Source organism: Halalkalibacter alkalisediminis (assembly GCF_028610705.1).
Taxonomy (GTDB): domain Bacteria; phylum Bacillota; class Bacilli; order Bacillales; family Bacillaceae_D; genus Halalkalibacter; species Halalkalibacter alkalisediminis.
The window spans coordinates 39,143-54,383 of sequence record NZ_JAQQWT010000017.1; the positions used below are offsets into that span (position 1 = coordinate 39,143).

The following is a 15,241-nucleotide window of genomic DNA, read 5'->3' on the forward strand; positions in this document are numbered from 1 at the left end:
TTCGTTTCCATGTCTAATTGAGCTCGTAAATAAAAAGTGCCTGATACGCCATCATCTAACTATACAGATAGACAACTTGAGGGAACTAGCTTTTACTAGCTCCCAAAGCTGTTTTATACGTTTGACTCACTTGATTCGAAGTTGAGATTAAGTTTCTCACTTGTCTGATCGTCTTCATCATCAAGTTCTCTCATCTCAATCTCTTCTTCATTACTAGAGAGCATCTTAACATCCATCCCTAGAGATTGAAGCTCTTTAATTAATACCTTGAATGATTCTGGTACACCTGGTTCTGGAACATTCTCACCTTTAACAATCGCTTCATAGGTCTTAACACGTCCAACCACATCATCGGACTTAACCGTTAAGATCTCTTGAAGTGTATAAGCCGCACCATAAGCCTCAAGTGCCCAAACCTCCATCTCACCGAAACGCTGTCCACCAAACTGAGCTTTACCGCCAAGTGGTTGTTGCGTAACTAGAGAGTATGGTCCAGTTGAACGAGCATGTAACTTATCATCAACCATGTGCGCAAGTTTGATCATATACATGATCCCTACTGATACACGGTTATCAAATGGTTCACCTGTACGTCCATCATAAAGAATGGTTTTTCCGTCACGTGCCATACCAGCTTCTTCAATCGTACCCCACACATCTTCTTCATTCGCACCATCAAATACTGGTGATGCTACATGAATTCCAAGCTTACGTGCAGCCATACCAAGATGCAATTCAAGTACCTGACCGATATTCATACGAGAAGGTACCCCTAGTGGGTTTAACATGATGTCAATTGGAGTTCCATCCGGTAAGTAAGGCATGTCTTCTTCAGGAAGAATACGAGAAATAACACCCTTGTTACCATGACGTCCCGCCATTTTATCACCTTCGTGAATTTTACGCTTTTGTACGATGTAGACACGAACTAATTGGTTCACACCAGGTGGTAATTCGTCTCCATCTTCACGGTTGAAGATTTTAACATCAAGTACAATTCCATCTCCACCATGCGGTGCACGTAGCGATGTATCACGGACTTCACGAGCTTTTTCACCGAAAATGGCATGTAAAAGACGTTCTTCGGCTGTTAGTTCCGTTACCCCTTTAGGAGTTACTTTTCCAACAAGAATGTCGCCATCTTTTACTTCAGCACCTGTACGAATAATTCCACGCTCATCAAGATTCTTTAATGCATCTTCCCCAACGTTCGGGATATCGCGTGTAATTTCTTCAGGTCCAAGCTTTGTATCACGAGCTTCTGATTCATACTCTTCTATATGAACAGACGTGTACACATCATCTTTTACAAGGCGCTCACTTAAAATGATTGCATCCTCATAGTTGTAACCGTCCCAAGTCATAAATCCAACCATTACGTTACGGCCAAGTGCCATTTCGCCTAGCTCCATTGACGGACCATCAGCTAAGATTTCGCGTTTTTCAACGACGTTCCCTTCTGCGACAATCGGACGTTGGTTGTAACTTGTTCCTTGGTTCGAACGGATATATTTTTGTAATTTATACTTATCAAGGTCGCCTTTTACTTCCTTACCGTCCACTTCTTCTAGACGGCGCACCCAGATTTCTTTCGCTGTTACACGTTCAACGATTCCTTTTGACTTAGAAACAATCGCAGCACCTGAGTCTCTTGCAGACACATGCTCCATTCCAGTACCGACAATCGGTGCCTCAGGAACAAGTAAAGGTACAGCTTGACGTTGCATGTTCGCTCCCATTAGGGCACGGTTCGAGTCATCATTTTCTAAGAAAGGAATACAAGATGTCGCAGCAGATACAACCTGCTTCGGCGATACATCCATATAATCTAAACGTTCACGAGGGACAACGGTGTTTTCCCCACGGAAACGAGCAATGATATTATCATCTACAAACGAACCGTCATCTGATAAACGAGCATTCGCCTGAGCGACAACGTAGTTATCTTCTTCATCAGCTGTTAAGTAATCGATTTGCGAAGTCACTTTTCCAGTTTCAGGATCTACACGACGATACGGTGTCTCCATGAAACCAAATTCATTCACTTTCGCGTAAGAAGATAATGAGTTAATCAACCCAATGTTCGGTCCCTCTGGCGTTTCAATCGGACACATACGACCATAGTGGGAGTAGTGAACGTCACGAACTTCAAATCCGGCGCGTTCACGAGTTAAACCACCCGGTCCTAGTGCAGATAGACGCCGCTTATGAGTTAACTCAGCTAATGGATTCGTTTGATCCATGAACTGTGAAAGCTGTGAACTACCAAAGAACTCTTTAATCGACGCAATAACAGGACGAATGTTGATTAGTGCCTGTGGCGTGATCATATTTGGATCTTGAATGGACATACGCTCACGAACAACACGTTCCATACGAGATAAACCGATACGGAATTGGTTTTGCAACAGTTCACCTACGGAACGAAGACGACGATTTCCTAAATGGTCAATATCATCTGTATCTCCAACACCATGTAACAAGTTGAAGAAATAATTAATAGACGCAATAATATCAGAAGGTGTAACGTGCTTCACCGAACGGTCAACCATTGCATTTCCGATTACACGGATCGTTCTTTCTCCATCTTGATCATTTGGAGCATAGATCTTAATAGATTGTAGTTCAATATCCTCATCACCAACAACACCACCAGATGCGTTTACATGACGGAATCCTACATTGTTCTCAATATAAGGTAGGATTTTATCAAGTGTACGGCGATCTAGTAATGTTCCTTCTTCAGCGATCACTTCACCCGTTTCAGGATCAACTAGTGTTTCTGCTAAACGCTGGTTGAATAAACGATTTTTAATATGAAGCTTCTTATTAATCTTATAACGACCAACATTCGCTAAATCATAACGTTTCGGATCAAAGAAACGTGAATCTAATAAGCTTTTTGCATTTTCAACTGTCGGTGGTTCACCTGGACGAAGACGCTCATAAATTTCTAGTAACGCTTTCTCGGTTCCATCCGTGTTGTCTTTTTCTAACGAATTGCGAAGGTACTCATCTTCACCTAATAAATCAATGATCTCTTGATCAGATCCAAAACCTAACGCACGCAAAAGAACCGTCACTGGTATTTTTCTTGTGCGGTCGATCCGAACGTAAACGATATCTTTAGCATCTGTTTCAAGTTCCAACCACGCACCACGGTTCGGAATAACAGTTGCCGTAAACCCTTTTTTACCGTTTTTATCGGTTTTTTGACTGTAGTATACACTAGGAGATCGAACAAGCTGAGAAACAATGACACGTTCGGCACCATTAATGACAAACGTTCCCGTCTCAGTCATGAGTGGGAAGTCTCCCATAAATACTTCTTGCTCTTTCACTTCTCCAGTTTCTTTGTTAATTAAGCGAACCTTAACACGTAATGGTGCAGCATAAGTCACATCACGTTCTTTCGATTCATCCACTGGATATTTTGGTTCTCCAAGACTATAATCAATAAATTCTAGAACTAAGTTTCCTGTAAAGTCTTGAATCGGAGAAATATCTTGGAACATTTCTCTTAGGCCCTCATCAAGAAACCACTGATAGGACGCTGTTTGAATTTCAATTAAATTCGGCAGCTCCAACACTTCGTTAATCCTTGCATAGCTTCTTCGCTGGCGGTGGCGTCCATACTGAACTAGTTGACCTGTCAACTGATTCACCCCTCAAATCTCGCGTTATAGTATCTAAAAACATTTTGTCTACCTGATGAGCCATATTCACCAAACTAGATTTCAACATTTTTATAGATTAAATAAAACTCGCACACTAAGTATGTACGTACATTAAAAGAAAGCTCGATTTCTTTCTTTTAACAGGAAAATAAATAGTGACCTATTTTCACAAACTTCAATCGATTATTCCAGTATAACCACTACTTCACATCTTTATTCAAAAATTGCCACTTGACTTTTAACGAAAATACGATCTAAAAATAGGTAGTTATACGCATTAAATAACAATATCACAAAAGACAAGCTAGGTCAAACCTTTTTTGCTTTAATAATGAAGTAACCTTTTTTCTTTTCGACAACTTCTACTTCATTAAATAGACTTTCTAATTTCTCAACCGAAGATGGCGCCCCTTGTTTCTTTTGAATGACCACCCATAACTCTCCCTGATTCACTAAATGCTGATAGGCTTGCTCAAAAATCGAGTGTACGATTTGTTTCCCTGCGCGTATAGGCGGATTCGTTACAACTGCCGCAAAATCCGTTTTCGTTACACTTACTAGTCGATCACTTTTGTAGATTTCGACATTTTTAATTTGATTTCTTTCTGCATTCCGTTCTGATAACTGTAACGCACGTTCATTTACATCAATCATATGAACCACTCTAGTAGAATCAGATTTGGCTATCGACAGGCCTATCGGTCCATAGCCACAACCAACATCTAAAATATCTCCGGTTACAGCAGGAAAAGAAAAAACATCCGTTAATAACTTACTCCCAAAGTCGACTTCTTTCTTTGAAAAAACACCACGGTCTGAGAAAAAGGAAAAGGTTACGCCTCTTAAGTCAAACTTCCAATCTCTCTCCTGACTATCAACCCCTGGTTTTTCTGTATAATAATGGTCCGACATAACATCGCTCCTTAAAAAATCATTCCATTCCATTATAGACCAATTACTCATCAAATAAAAAAGGACTCGCCAGAAGCGAATCCCCTTTATAAAACTCTATTACTTAACTTCTACAGAAGCACCTGCATCTTCTAACTTGCCTTTAGCTTCTTCAGCTTCTTCTTTAGAAGCACCTTCTTTGATTGGAGCTGGAGCACCATCAACAAGAGCTTTTGCTTCTTTAAGACCAAGACCTGTGATTTCACGAACAACTTTGATAACGTTGATTTTAGAACCACCAGCAGATGTAAGGATTACATCAAACTCAGTTTGTTCTGCAGCACCAGCGTCTCCACCAGCAGCAGCTACAGCTACAGGAGCAGCAGCAGTTACACCAAATTCTTCTTCGATAGCTTTTACAAGGTCGTTAAGTTCTAAAACAGTCATTTCTTTAACCGCTTCAATGATTTGTTCTTTAGTCATTTTTAAATCCTCCTATTATTGTTTTCATTATTTTTTTACGCACTAAGTAGAACCAAGTACGCTCTATTACAATTGGACAGCTTGTAATCTAGCTTTAAAAGCTTGATTATTATGCGCCTTGTTCTTCTTTTTGTTCTGCAACAGCTTTTGTAACCAACGCAAGTCCACGAACTGGAGCTTGAAGTACGTTCGCAAGCATTGAAAGAAGACCTTCGCGTGATGGAAGTTCAGCAAGAGCTTTTACTTCAGCAACAGTAGCTACTTGACCTTCGATTACACCAGCTTTGATTTCAAGCGCTTCATGCTTTTTAGCGAATTCGTTAATCACTTTAGCAGGAGCAATGACATCTTCAGTACTGAATGCAATAGCAGTAGGTCCTACTAGTTGCTCATCAAGAGCAGTAAGTTCTGCTTCTGCAGTTGCACGGCGAGCAAGTGTGTTTTTGTATACTTTGAATTCAACGCCAGCTTCACGAAGCTGTTTACGAAGTTCAGTTACTTCAGCAACGTTAAGTCCACGGTAATCAACAACAACTGTTGCTTTACTATCACGTAGTTTCGCAGCAATGTCAGAAACGACTTGCTTTTTTTGTTCTAATACGCTCATTCTTACACCTCCTATGGTTTTCGTACCATACCGTCAAAAGAAGCATATAAAAAGCCCCCATGTAGACATGAGGGCATACAAACACAGTGAAAATCCTGTATCTATCGCTTACCTCGGTAGGAAATTAAGTGTGTATTACACACCTACTGTCTACGGTATGACATTCAATTTTAATGCGTCTTGTGTAAGACACTCTTAAGAGTATACACACACAAGACATCTATGTCAATCATTAATTATCTAGTAAGAGCAGTAGCGTTTACGCGTACTCCAGGTCCCATTGTAGAAGCAACAGCAACGTTCTTCATGTAAGTTCCCTTTGCAGCAGCAGGTTTTGCTTTTACAAGAGTTTCAATGATCGTTTTGAAGTTTTCAGTTAGTTTTTCAGTTTCAAAAGAAACTTTTCCGATAGGAACGTGGATGTTACCAGCTTTATCAACGCGGTATTCAACTTTACCAGCTTTGATTTCATTAACAGCTTTCGTTACATCAAATGTTACCGTACCAGTTTTAGGGTTTGGCATTAAGCCTTTCGGTCCAAGAACGCGACCAAGCTTACCAACTTGAGCCATCATGTCAGGTGTAGCTACGATTACATCAAACTCAAACCACCCTTGAGTAATCTTGTTGATGAAATCCTCATCACCTACATAGTCAGCACCAGCAGCTTCAGCTTCTTTTGCTTTTTCACCTTTTGCGAATACAAGCACACGTTGTGTTTTACCTGTACCGTTTGGAAGAACAACAGCACCACGAATTTGTTGGTCTGCTTTCTTAGGATCAACACCAAGGCGTACAGCTACTTCAACTGTTTCGTCAAATTTCGCTGTTGCCGTCTTTTTAACTAACTCAATTGCTTCTTCTACTTGATACGCTGTATCGCGATCAACAAGTTTAAGAGCATCTACATATTTTTTACTTTTCTTAGCCATGCTATTTCCTCCTCGAATGTGGTTTTAGCGGTAATACCTCCCACTATTAAAGGTTGCGAACCTAATAAATTAGGTAAAGAGGGTATCTCCTCATCGCAACCTCCAGAAACTTACCAATTAGTCTTCAATCACAATACCCATGCTGCGAGCAGTACCTTCAACCATACGCATAGCAGATTCTACACTAGCTGCGTTTAGATCTGGCATTTTTGTCTCAGCAATCTCGCGTACTTTATCACGCTTTACTGTAGCAACCTTTTTTGTATTAGGCTCTCCAGAACCAGACTCAATCCCAGCAACCTTCTTAAGAAGAACAGCTGCAGGTGGAGTTTTCGTGATGAATGTAAACGAACGATCTTCAAATACCGTGATTTCAACTGGAATAATAAGACCAGCTTGGTCTGAAGTACGAGCGTTAAATTCTTTACAGAATCCCATGATATTAACACCTGCTTGACCTAATGCAGGACCAACTGGTGGCGCTGGATTAGCTTTCCCAGCAGGGATTTGCAATTTTACCATTTTAATAACCTTTTTAGCCACGTGACACACCTCCCTTAAAGTCCGTGATGTGGTATCCGGGTGTTTAAATTTGCACCCTCCCACTCAAAAAACGGATGCACACATGCACCCGATGGCTCATTTAATGAAACCATTTGTCAACCATGAAGATTCTATCACTTCTATCACAAGATAGCAAGTTTTTTTCGAATTAAATCTTTTCCACTTGGTTAAAGTCCAGTTCGACCGGCGTTTCACGACCAAACATATTTACGTGTACTTTTACTTTTTGTTTATCCATTTGAATTTCTTCAATGGATCCAACAAAGTTAGCAAAAGGACCTTCTTTAACTTTTACAGATTCTTTAATTTCGAAGTCGATTTCCGCTTTTGGTTGCTCTACACCCATTTGTTTCAAGATTGCTTCCGCTTCTTCTGGAAGAAGCGCAGTTGGTTTTGAACCAGCACCCGCAGATCCAACAAACCCTGTTACTCCTGGTGTATTTCGAACAACATACCACGAGTCATCTGTCATAATCATTTCAACAATAACATAACCAGGGAATACTTTTTTTGATACAGTCTTACTCTTCCCGTTTTTCACTTCTGTTTCTTCTTCTACAGGTACGAGTACACGGAAGATTTTATCTGTCATGTCCATTGATTCTAGACGTTTTTCCAGATTCGTCTTTACCTTATTTTCATAACCTGAATACGTATGAAGCACATACCAATTTTTTTCCATTTTTCAATAGGACGATTTTGTCCTTCCCTCCTTCGCTAAGCGCTTTAATGATCTATCCAATATAATTAGTTTAAGAAACGAAGAAGTGTTGAAATCCCGTAATCTACGATAAAAAAGAATACAGAAATAAAAGCTACTGTACCAATAACAACCCACGTATAACGTGTTAACTCTTTACGAGATGGCCACGATACGCGCTTCATTTCTTTTACGACGTCTCGAAAGAAACTTCCAATGTTTTTCACTCCGCCAGCCACGACAGACACCCCCAGCATCAATCAATATAGACAAAATTGCCCTTATCTATTCGAATATCATTAATAGTTAAATAAAATGGACGAAGCTTGTCCGATAAAAATTTAGATTCAACGAATAAACACTACTTCGTTTCACGATGAAGAGTATGTTCTTGACAAGCTTTACAGAACTTCTTCATTTCAATCCGCTCACTTGTATTTTGTTTATTCTTTTGAGTTGAATAGTTTCTTGACCGGCAAATTTCACATGCTAGTACAACATTCGTTCGCACTTCGCACCTCCAGCATTTCAAGTACATACTAATTCAATCTATCATACACGGTATAACGTGTCAATTATTAGAAGAATAGAAAGAGTCAGTCATTCTTGTTCCAGTAGCTATTCATCGTTCATTATACTTCACTTGTTTCACTCTAAAATCTTCTCTTTGTTGTTAAATCTTTTAATCTACCGGTTTTCTCTTTTTCATAGACTTGGAGTTCATAAGGATAACCCCTGCATTCGATCTAACATTATTCATGACCAAATATCAGGGGTTATCCTTAGAGATATTAAGTTAGTGATACACCTTTCAACTCAACATAACGCTCAAGTTTTCTTTTGACACGTTGCAGAGCATTATCAATTGACTTAACGTGACGATTTAAATCAACTGATATCTCTTGATACGATCTCCCATCAAGATAGAGCATTAAAACTTGACGTTCTAAATCGCTTAGTAGTTCTCCCATTTTCAATTCAATATCAGCAAACTCTTCCGCATTAATGAGTAATTCCTCAGGATCGGTTACACGTGTCCCGCAAATAACATCGAGTAACGTTCGATCTGATTCCTCATCATACAAAGGCTTGTCCAATGAAACATATGAATTTAACGGGATGTGCTTTTGTCTTGTTGCTGTTTTAATGGCCGTAATAATTTGTCTTGTAATACATAATTCAGCAAAAGCTTTGAAGGATGATAGCTTGTCCCCATTAAAATCGCGAACCGCTTTATAAAGTCCGATCATTCCTTCTTGAACAATATCTTCGTGATCTGCACCAATCAAAAAATAAGACCTTGCTTTTGCGCGAACAAAATTCTTATATTTGTTGATCAAAAATTCCAGTGCGCCACTGTCACCATTTCGTACAAAAATGACTAAATCGTCATCGTCCACTGTGTCATAAATCGGTTTTAATTTCGTTTCTTGAAGGTCCATGCTCACGACAATCCCTCCGACCTTGGCTGTTGACTAAGTTATAACGTCATTATATAGCACAGTTTTCCAGCTGGTCAACCACACATCAACGCTGTCGACGCCATTTTTCAAAAATTTCAGCAATTTCATCACTAAGCGGAATTTTTGTCGAATTTTTCTTTTTTTGCGTTTTTTGTACTTCTTTGTCGATGCCCTTTCCGGTCATTTCCGTCTCTATGAGAAGTTCTCTCGCCGACTTTCTTAAAGCACCACTTCCAAAGGTAAGTGATTGTTCGGTGAAATCCGAGGTTGCAACATGAATTCGGGTATCGATTCTCTTTAACTGATGGACTAATTTCTCAATGCGTTCATCCGCCGTTTCATTCTTCTTCGTATAAATGACATCGACACGATGATTATGATAGTTCTTTCCGATCCCCTCAACCATATGTGCATCAAAGATTACGTTCACTTTATACCCCGTGTATGCCTGATATTCTGCCATGATTTCAACTAAACGATCCCGCGCTAAACCGAGATCTTTATCTTTCATTTGACGAAGCTCAGGCCAGGCGCCAATCATATTATAGCCGTCCACGAGCAAGATATCTTTCATCCTTATTCACTGCCTACTTTTGTTCGTCTCCGGTAGACTTCATACATCAACAAACTTGCAGCAACTGAAGCATTTAAAGACGTGACATGCCCGACCATCGGAATTCGTACAAGAAAATCACATTTCTCTTTTACAAGACGACTGATCCCTTTTCCTTCACTTCCGATCACTAACCCAATTGGCATATCAAATGAAGCTTGTCGATAATCATCCGTTCCCTTAGCATCGGTTCCAGCAAACCATATGCCTCTTTTCTTTAGATCGTCCATCGTTCGGGCTAAGTTCGTAACTCGCACTACTGGTACATATTCAATCGCTCCAGTAGAAGATTTAGCAACTGTTTGCGTTAGCCCAACTGCTCTTCTTTTTGGAATAATGACCCCATGTGCACCAACTGCATCCGCTGTCCGTAAGATCGATCCGAGGTTATGGGGATCTTCTACTTCATCTAATAAAAGAAAGAATGGTTCTTCCCCTTTCTTCTCTGCTGCTTGGAACAGGTCGTCCATCTCTGCATACTCATAGGCCGCAATCGAAGCCACAACCCCTTGATGATTGTCACTATCGGCAAGCTGCTCTAGTTTCTTCTTTGGCACATGTTGAACGAGTACACCATTCTCCTTCGCCAATTGAACGACCTTTGTCATCTGCCCTTTTTGAGACCCCTCCGCAATCCAAATCTTATTAATTGAGTGACCGGATTTTAACGCTTCAATAATGGGATTTTTCCCAACAATAAATTCTTCCTGACTCATCTTTATTTCCTCCTTTCTTCTACTATCCAAACGGCTCTTTTCATAATCTCATCAAGACGCTCTTGTGCTCCTTGAAAATAATGATAACCTAACATGGCTTCAAATCCAGTTGAATAGCGATAGGTGTTCAGATCTGTGTTCTTCGGAATGGAACCAGACTTCGCATTTCGACCACGTTTGAAAACCGCAATCTCGTCATCTGTTAAAAATTCTTCCTCTAACATCTTCCCAATAATAAACGCTTGTGCTTTCGCTGAGACATATTTGGTTGCCTCAACATGGAGACGGTGTGGTCTTACATTCCCTTTTGCGATTAAATAGTAGCGAACATACATGTCTAACACCGAATCCCCCATGTAGGCAAGAGCTAATGCGTTTAATTGTTTCAAATCAATTGAGGCATCAATCAGTTTCATCTTATCCTCGCTTCCAGCGTACACCTTGTGCCGTATCTTCCAACATAATTCCTTGCTCTTTTAATTCATCACGGATTTGATCGGCTAGAGCAAAGTCTTTATCTTTTCTAGCTTGGTTTCGTTTTTCAATCAATTGCTCAATCTCCTCATCAAGAAGCTCCTTCTGAGTTTGAAGATTGATGCCTAATACATTTGATAAATCATTAAATTGTGATAGAAAAACTTCCAATACTTCTTTAGAGGTATTCGATTCACGTAAATAACGATTTGCTTCTTTGGCTAAATCAAATAAGACAGCAATTCCATTCGCACTATTAAAATCATCATCCATTTCTTTAATAAAGCGGTCTTTTAGTGCCGTGATTTTCTCTAGCCAATCACCGGTTTCACCTAACCCAGCTGATTCATTAAGTCTGTATTCCAAACTTGAAACGGCTGTTTTTAATCGTTCAAGTCCACTCTTTGCCCCTTCTAATAATTCATCACTGAAGTTTATAGGACTACGATAATGAGCAGTCAACATGAAAAAGCGAACGACCTCTGCCGAATGTTGTCGAATGATCTCATTAGCCAAAACAAAATTTCCGAGTGATTTCGACATTTTTTCGTTATCAATGTTAATAAATCCATTGTGAAGCCAATAATTAGCCATCGGTTTTCCAGTTAAAGCTTCTGATTGGGCAATTTCATTTTCATGATGAGGGAACGTTAAATCTTGACCACCGGCATGAATATCAATCGTGTCACCTAAATATTTTTTGACCATTGCTGAACATTCAATATGCCAACCTGGGCGACCTTCTCCCCAAGGGCTGTTCCAAGAAATTTCATTTTCTTTCGCTGCTTTCCAAAGAACAAAGTCTAAAGCATCTTCTTTACGTTCATCTATTTCAATTCTTGCCCCAGAACGTAAGTCTTCAATCGATTGCGAAGAAAGTTTTCCGTATCCTTCAAACTTTCTCGTTCTAAAATACACATCTCCTTTTGACTCATAAGCATAGCCTTTTTCAATAAGAGCTTGAACAAACGAAATAATTTCTGGTATCGTCTCTGTGACACGTGGGTGAATATCTGCTTCTTTAACACCAAGGGCACAGGTATCTTGATGATAGGCTTCAATAAAGCGATTAGCCACTTCGAAAACCTCTTCACCTAATTCATTTGCAGCACGGATGATTTTATCATCAACATCTGTAAAGTTAGAGATAAAGGTTACATCATAGCCTCTATATTCTAAATACCTGCGAACCATATCGTAAACAATCGGCGGTCTAGCATTTCCAATATGAATGTAGTTGTAAACGGTAGGTCCGCATACATACATTTTCACCTTTCCTTCTTCTAACGGAACGAAAAGCTCTTTTTTCTTTGATAAACTGTTATAAACCTGAATAGACATTTGCACGACTCCTTCTTACAAATCTTCTCTATACCGTATGCAGGAAGTTACTTTCTTGAGTAAGCTTTCTGTATTTTTTCTCTTTCTGCTTTCAATGCTTTTATTTCTTCTTCGAGTTCTTTTAATTTATCAGCAATCGGATCCGGCATGAGATGATGATTCAACCCATGTTCAACTTTGATCCCATCTTGAATTACAATTCTACCTGGAATCCCTACAACTGTTGAGTTCGGTGGTACTTCTTTTAAGACTACAGATCCTGCCCCTATACGTGCATTCTCCCCAATTTTGAACGAACCTAATATTTTTGCTCCTGAGGCAATCAATACATTGTCTTCAACCGTTGGATGCCGTTTCCCCTTTTCTTTCCCTGTTCCCCCAAGTGTAACACCTTGATAAATAGTGACATTATCGCCAATTTCACAGGTTTCCCCAATGACAACACCCATACCGTGATCAATAAACAACCGTTGACCAATAACTGCACCAGGATGAATCTCAATCCCTGTAAAAAATCGACTCACTTGAGAAATACTTCGAGCAATAAAAAACAAGCGCTTCTTCCAAAACCAATGGGCCAATCTATGTGCCCAAATCGCATGAACTCCGGAATAGGTGAAGATGACTTCTAAACGACTCCGGGCAGCCGGGTCTTGCTCAAATACAACATCCACATCATTTAATAATGTACGAATTCTTTTTCCCATCTTCTCCAATCCCCCTTCTTCTTGTCTATCTAAATAAAAAAGCGCCTCTGTGCATATAGGATGCACAGAGGCGCGGGTGCGCGGTTCCACTCTGTTAAATAGTAGGTTCACTACTAACTCTATAGCCTTTAACGGAGCTAACCGCTTTTTCCTACTAAAAGTTTCAGAAAAAGGCTCAAGGGTGCATGTTCAAAGTGAGTGACCTAAACCATTCTCAGCCATGATGGTTCTCTCTGAAAGGCTTACTCCTTTTACTTTTCCCTCTCAACGCTTTTTTAGATCTTTATGATTTATTTAATAATTGTTGCAAACGAGCTGAAACAACGGACTTGCCTAAAAGCTCAATCGAATCGTTAAGATCTCGACCGTGCAACTGTCCGGTTGTCGCAACACGGATTGGCATAAATAATTTCTTTCCTTTTTGACCAGTTGCTTTTTGTGTAGCCTTCATCGCTGCTTTAATTGAAGCTGCATTCCATTCTTCTACAGCTTCAAGCTCTTGAAGAAAATGAGCGAGCACTCCAGGAACTTGCTCTTCATTTAAAACGGTTTCTGCTTCCTCATTATACTCAATTTCTGTCTTAAAGAAAAGTTCTGTTAACTCAACAATTTCTGCGCCGTACTGCAATTGCTCTTGGTACAAGCCAATAAGCTTCCTAGCCCAAGCTTGCTTTTCTTCTGTCATGTCTTCTGGAAGTCTTCCGGCTTTCACAAGATGCGGCAAGGCAAGGTCAACGACTGTATCAAGTTCTGCTTTTTGCACATACTGGTTATTCATCCAAGCGAGCTTATCGGTATCGAATACAGCCGGAGCTTTAGATACACGCTCTAATGTAAACTGCTCACCTAATTCCTTCATAGAGAAAATTTCTTCTTCGCCAACCGGTGACCAACCAAGTAGGGCAAGGAAGTTCACTAATGTCTCTGGAAGATAACCTAACTCTTTATATTGCTCAACGAATTGGATAATGGACTCATCACGCTTACTCATCTTTTGGCGGTCTGGATTTAAAATAAGAGATGCATGAGCAAAACGAGGTACATCCCAACCAAACGCTTGATACAGCATTACTTGTCTAGGAGTATTCGATAAATGTTCTTCACCTCGAATGACATGAGAGATTTTCATTAAATGATCATCAATGACAACAGCAAAGTTATACATTGGAATCCCATCTTTACGAGCAATGACAAAGTCACCAATGCCATCAGATTCAAAGGTTACTTCACCACGAACTGCATCATCAATTTTAATAACTTCTCCTTTAGGTACTCGAAAACGAACAACTGGCTTAAGGCCTTTTGCTTCATAAACGTTGCGCTGCTCCTCCGTTAAATCGCGATCACGTCCACTATACTGAGGCATTTCACCGCGAGCTTTCTGTTCTTCACGCTCAGCCTCAAGCTCCTCTTCAGTCATGTAGCAATAGTAAGCTTTCCCTGACTCAAGCAATTGCTTAATATATTCCTCATAGAGACCCACACGCTCCATACAGCTATATGGACCATACTCGCCACCAATATCAATACTTTCATCCCATTCCATACCAAGCCATTTCAAACTATCTAATAGTTTCTCTTGCGCTTGTTCCACATTACGAGCCTGATCGGTATCTTCAATGCGTAGAATGAATTTACCCCCTTGGCTCTTTGCAAACAAATAATTAAATAGTGCTGAACGAGCACCACCGATATGTAAATGTCCTGTTGGACTAGGTGCGAACCTAACGCGAACATCACTTCCCATATGTAACACCTTCCGTTTCTAGCATGATTTATGCTTTTTTTCACTTAATCTATTTTAGCATTAAGACTTTTTTGGTCAAGTTTTGGTTGATTGTGGAATCATTCTATTATGAGCTACTTTCTTACTTTGTCTTTCCTCTGGCCGTGGCAATGGCTTCGCTTAGCTAGCGCGCCTTTTAAGAGAAACCCGCTCAGAAAGGCTTAAAACATTGGCAGCGGCTACTTTTCCTTGGTTCCGTTTTTTTTAGTAAGCTACTTTCTTACTTTGTCTTTCCTCTGGCCGTGGCAATGGCTTCGCTTAGCTAGCGCGCCTTTTAAGAGAAACCC

At 40.0% G+C, this 15,241-nt stretch carries 16 protein-coding genes and 2 other annotated features; all 16 genes read right to left on the bottom strand.

Features of this window, described 5'->3' with window-relative positions; all coding sequences use genetic code 11:
- Positions 1 to 113: 113 nt before the first annotated feature.
- Entirely contained in the window at positions 114 to 3,656 is a 3,543-nt protein-coding gene (rpoB, locus tag PQ474_RS18430) for a DNA-directed RNA polymerase subunit beta (RefSeq protein WP_273846489.1), read from the bottom strand.
- 330 nt (positions 3,657 to 3,986) lie between these two features.
- A complete protein-coding gene (locus tag PQ474_RS18435; protein ID WP_273846491.1) occupies positions 3,987 to 4,589 on the bottom strand; it encodes a class I SAM-dependent methyltransferase in 603 nt (200 codons plus the stop codon).
- A gap of 99 nt (positions 4,590 to 4,688) precedes the next feature.
- On the bottom strand, positions 4,689 to 5,051 hold the full coding sequence (gene rplL / locus PQ474_RS18440) for a 50S ribosomal protein L7/L12 (protein ID WP_273846492.1): 363 nt from the start codon (positions 5,049 to 5,051) through the stop codon (positions 4,689 to 4,691).
- Between the two features lie 109 nt (positions 5,052 to 5,160).
- Positions 5,161 to 5,658, bottom strand: a complete 498-nt coding sequence (rplJ, locus tag PQ474_RS18445) for a 50S ribosomal protein L10 (protein WP_273846494.1) — start codon at positions 5,656 to 5,658, stop codon at positions 5,161 to 5,163.
- A 38-nt stretch (positions 5,659 to 5,696) separates the two neighbouring features.
- Positions 5,697 to 5,832, bottom strand: a sequence feature (ribosomal protein L10 leader region).
- 62 nt (positions 5,833 to 5,894) lie between these two features.
- Positions 5,895 to 6,590 carry a 50S ribosomal protein L1 gene (gene rplA / locus PQ474_RS18450; RefSeq protein ID WP_273846497.1) on the bottom strand — a complete coding sequence of 232 codons (696 nt, stop codon included), beginning with the start codon at positions 6,588 to 6,590 and terminating at the stop codon, positions 5,895 to 5,897.
- 117 nt (positions 6,591 to 6,707) lie between these two features.
- A complete protein-coding gene (gene rplK, locus PQ474_RS18455; RefSeq protein ID WP_273846501.1) occupies positions 6,708 to 7,133 on the bottom strand; it encodes a 50S ribosomal protein L11 in 426 nt (141 codons plus the stop codon).
- Between the two features lie 169 nt (positions 7,134 to 7,302).
- Positions 7,303 to 7,836, bottom strand: a complete 534-nt coding sequence (gene nusG, locus PQ474_RS18460; protein ID WP_273846503.1) for a transcription termination/antitermination protein NusG — start codon at positions 7,834 to 7,836, stop codon at positions 7,303 to 7,305.
- Positions 7,837 to 7,901: 65 nt separating this feature from the next.
- Positions 7,902 to 8,093: a preprotein translocase subunit SecE gene (secE, locus tag PQ474_RS18465; RefSeq protein WP_273846505.1), complete on the bottom strand. Its 192-nt coding sequence runs from the start codon at positions 8,091 to 8,093 to the stop codon at positions 7,902 to 7,904.
- 122 nt (positions 8,094 to 8,215) lie between these two features.
- Positions 8,216 to 8,365, bottom strand: a complete 150-nt coding sequence (rpmG, locus tag PQ474_RS18470; RefSeq protein WP_273846508.1) for a 50S ribosomal protein L33 — start codon at positions 8,363 to 8,365, stop codon at positions 8,216 to 8,218.
- A 280-nt stretch (positions 8,366 to 8,645) separates the two neighbouring features.
- Positions 8,646 to 9,302 (bottom strand): RNA polymerase sporulation sigma factor SigH, encoded by a 657-nt coding sequence (sigH, locus tag PQ474_RS18475; protein WP_273846510.1) that lies wholly within the window; start codon positions 9,300 to 9,302, stop codon positions 8,646 to 8,648.
- Positions 9,303 to 9,381: 79 nt separating this feature from the next.
- The gene (locus PQ474_RS18480; protein WP_273846511.1) at positions 9,382 to 9,891 is read right to left on the bottom strand and encodes an NYN domain-containing protein; all 510 of its coding nucleotides are present in this window, start codon (positions 9,889 to 9,891) and stop codon (positions 9,382 to 9,384) included.
- A gap of 2 nt (positions 9,892 to 9,893) precedes the next feature.
- Entirely contained in the window at positions 9,894 to 10,646 is a 753-nt protein-coding gene (gene rlmB, locus PQ474_RS18485; protein WP_273846513.1) for a 23S rRNA (guanosine(2251)-2'-O)-methyltransferase RlmB, read from the bottom strand.
- A gap of 2 nt (positions 10,647 to 10,648) precedes the next feature.
- Positions 10,649 to 11,062: a Mini-ribonuclease 3 gene (locus tag PQ474_RS18490; RefSeq protein WP_273846514.1), complete on the bottom strand. Its 414-nt coding sequence runs from the start codon at positions 11,060 to 11,062 to the stop codon at positions 10,649 to 10,651.
- Between the two features lies 1 nt (position 11,063).
- The gene (gene cysS, locus PQ474_RS18495) at positions 11,064 to 12,461 is read right to left on the bottom strand and encodes a cysteine--tRNA ligase (protein ID WP_273846516.1); all 1,398 of its coding nucleotides are present in this window, start codon (positions 12,459 to 12,461) and stop codon (positions 11,064 to 11,066) included.
- A gap of 47 nt (positions 12,462 to 12,508) precedes the next feature.
- Positions 12,509 to 13,168, bottom strand: coding sequence for a serine O-acetyltransferase (gene cysE / locus PQ474_RS18500; RefSeq protein WP_273846518.1), 660 nt, complete (start codon positions 13,166 to 13,168; stop codon positions 12,509 to 12,511).
- 63 nt (positions 13,169 to 13,231) lie between these two features.
- Positions 13,232 to 13,445 (bottom strand) — a binding site (T-box leader).
- A gap of 6 nt (positions 13,446 to 13,451) precedes the next feature.
- Positions 13,452 to 14,915: a glutamate--tRNA ligase gene (gene gltX / locus PQ474_RS18505; RefSeq protein ID WP_273846519.1), complete on the bottom strand. Its 1,464-nt coding sequence runs from the start codon at positions 14,913 to 14,915 to the stop codon at positions 13,452 to 13,454.
- Positions 14,916 to 15,241: the final 326 nt, after the last annotated feature.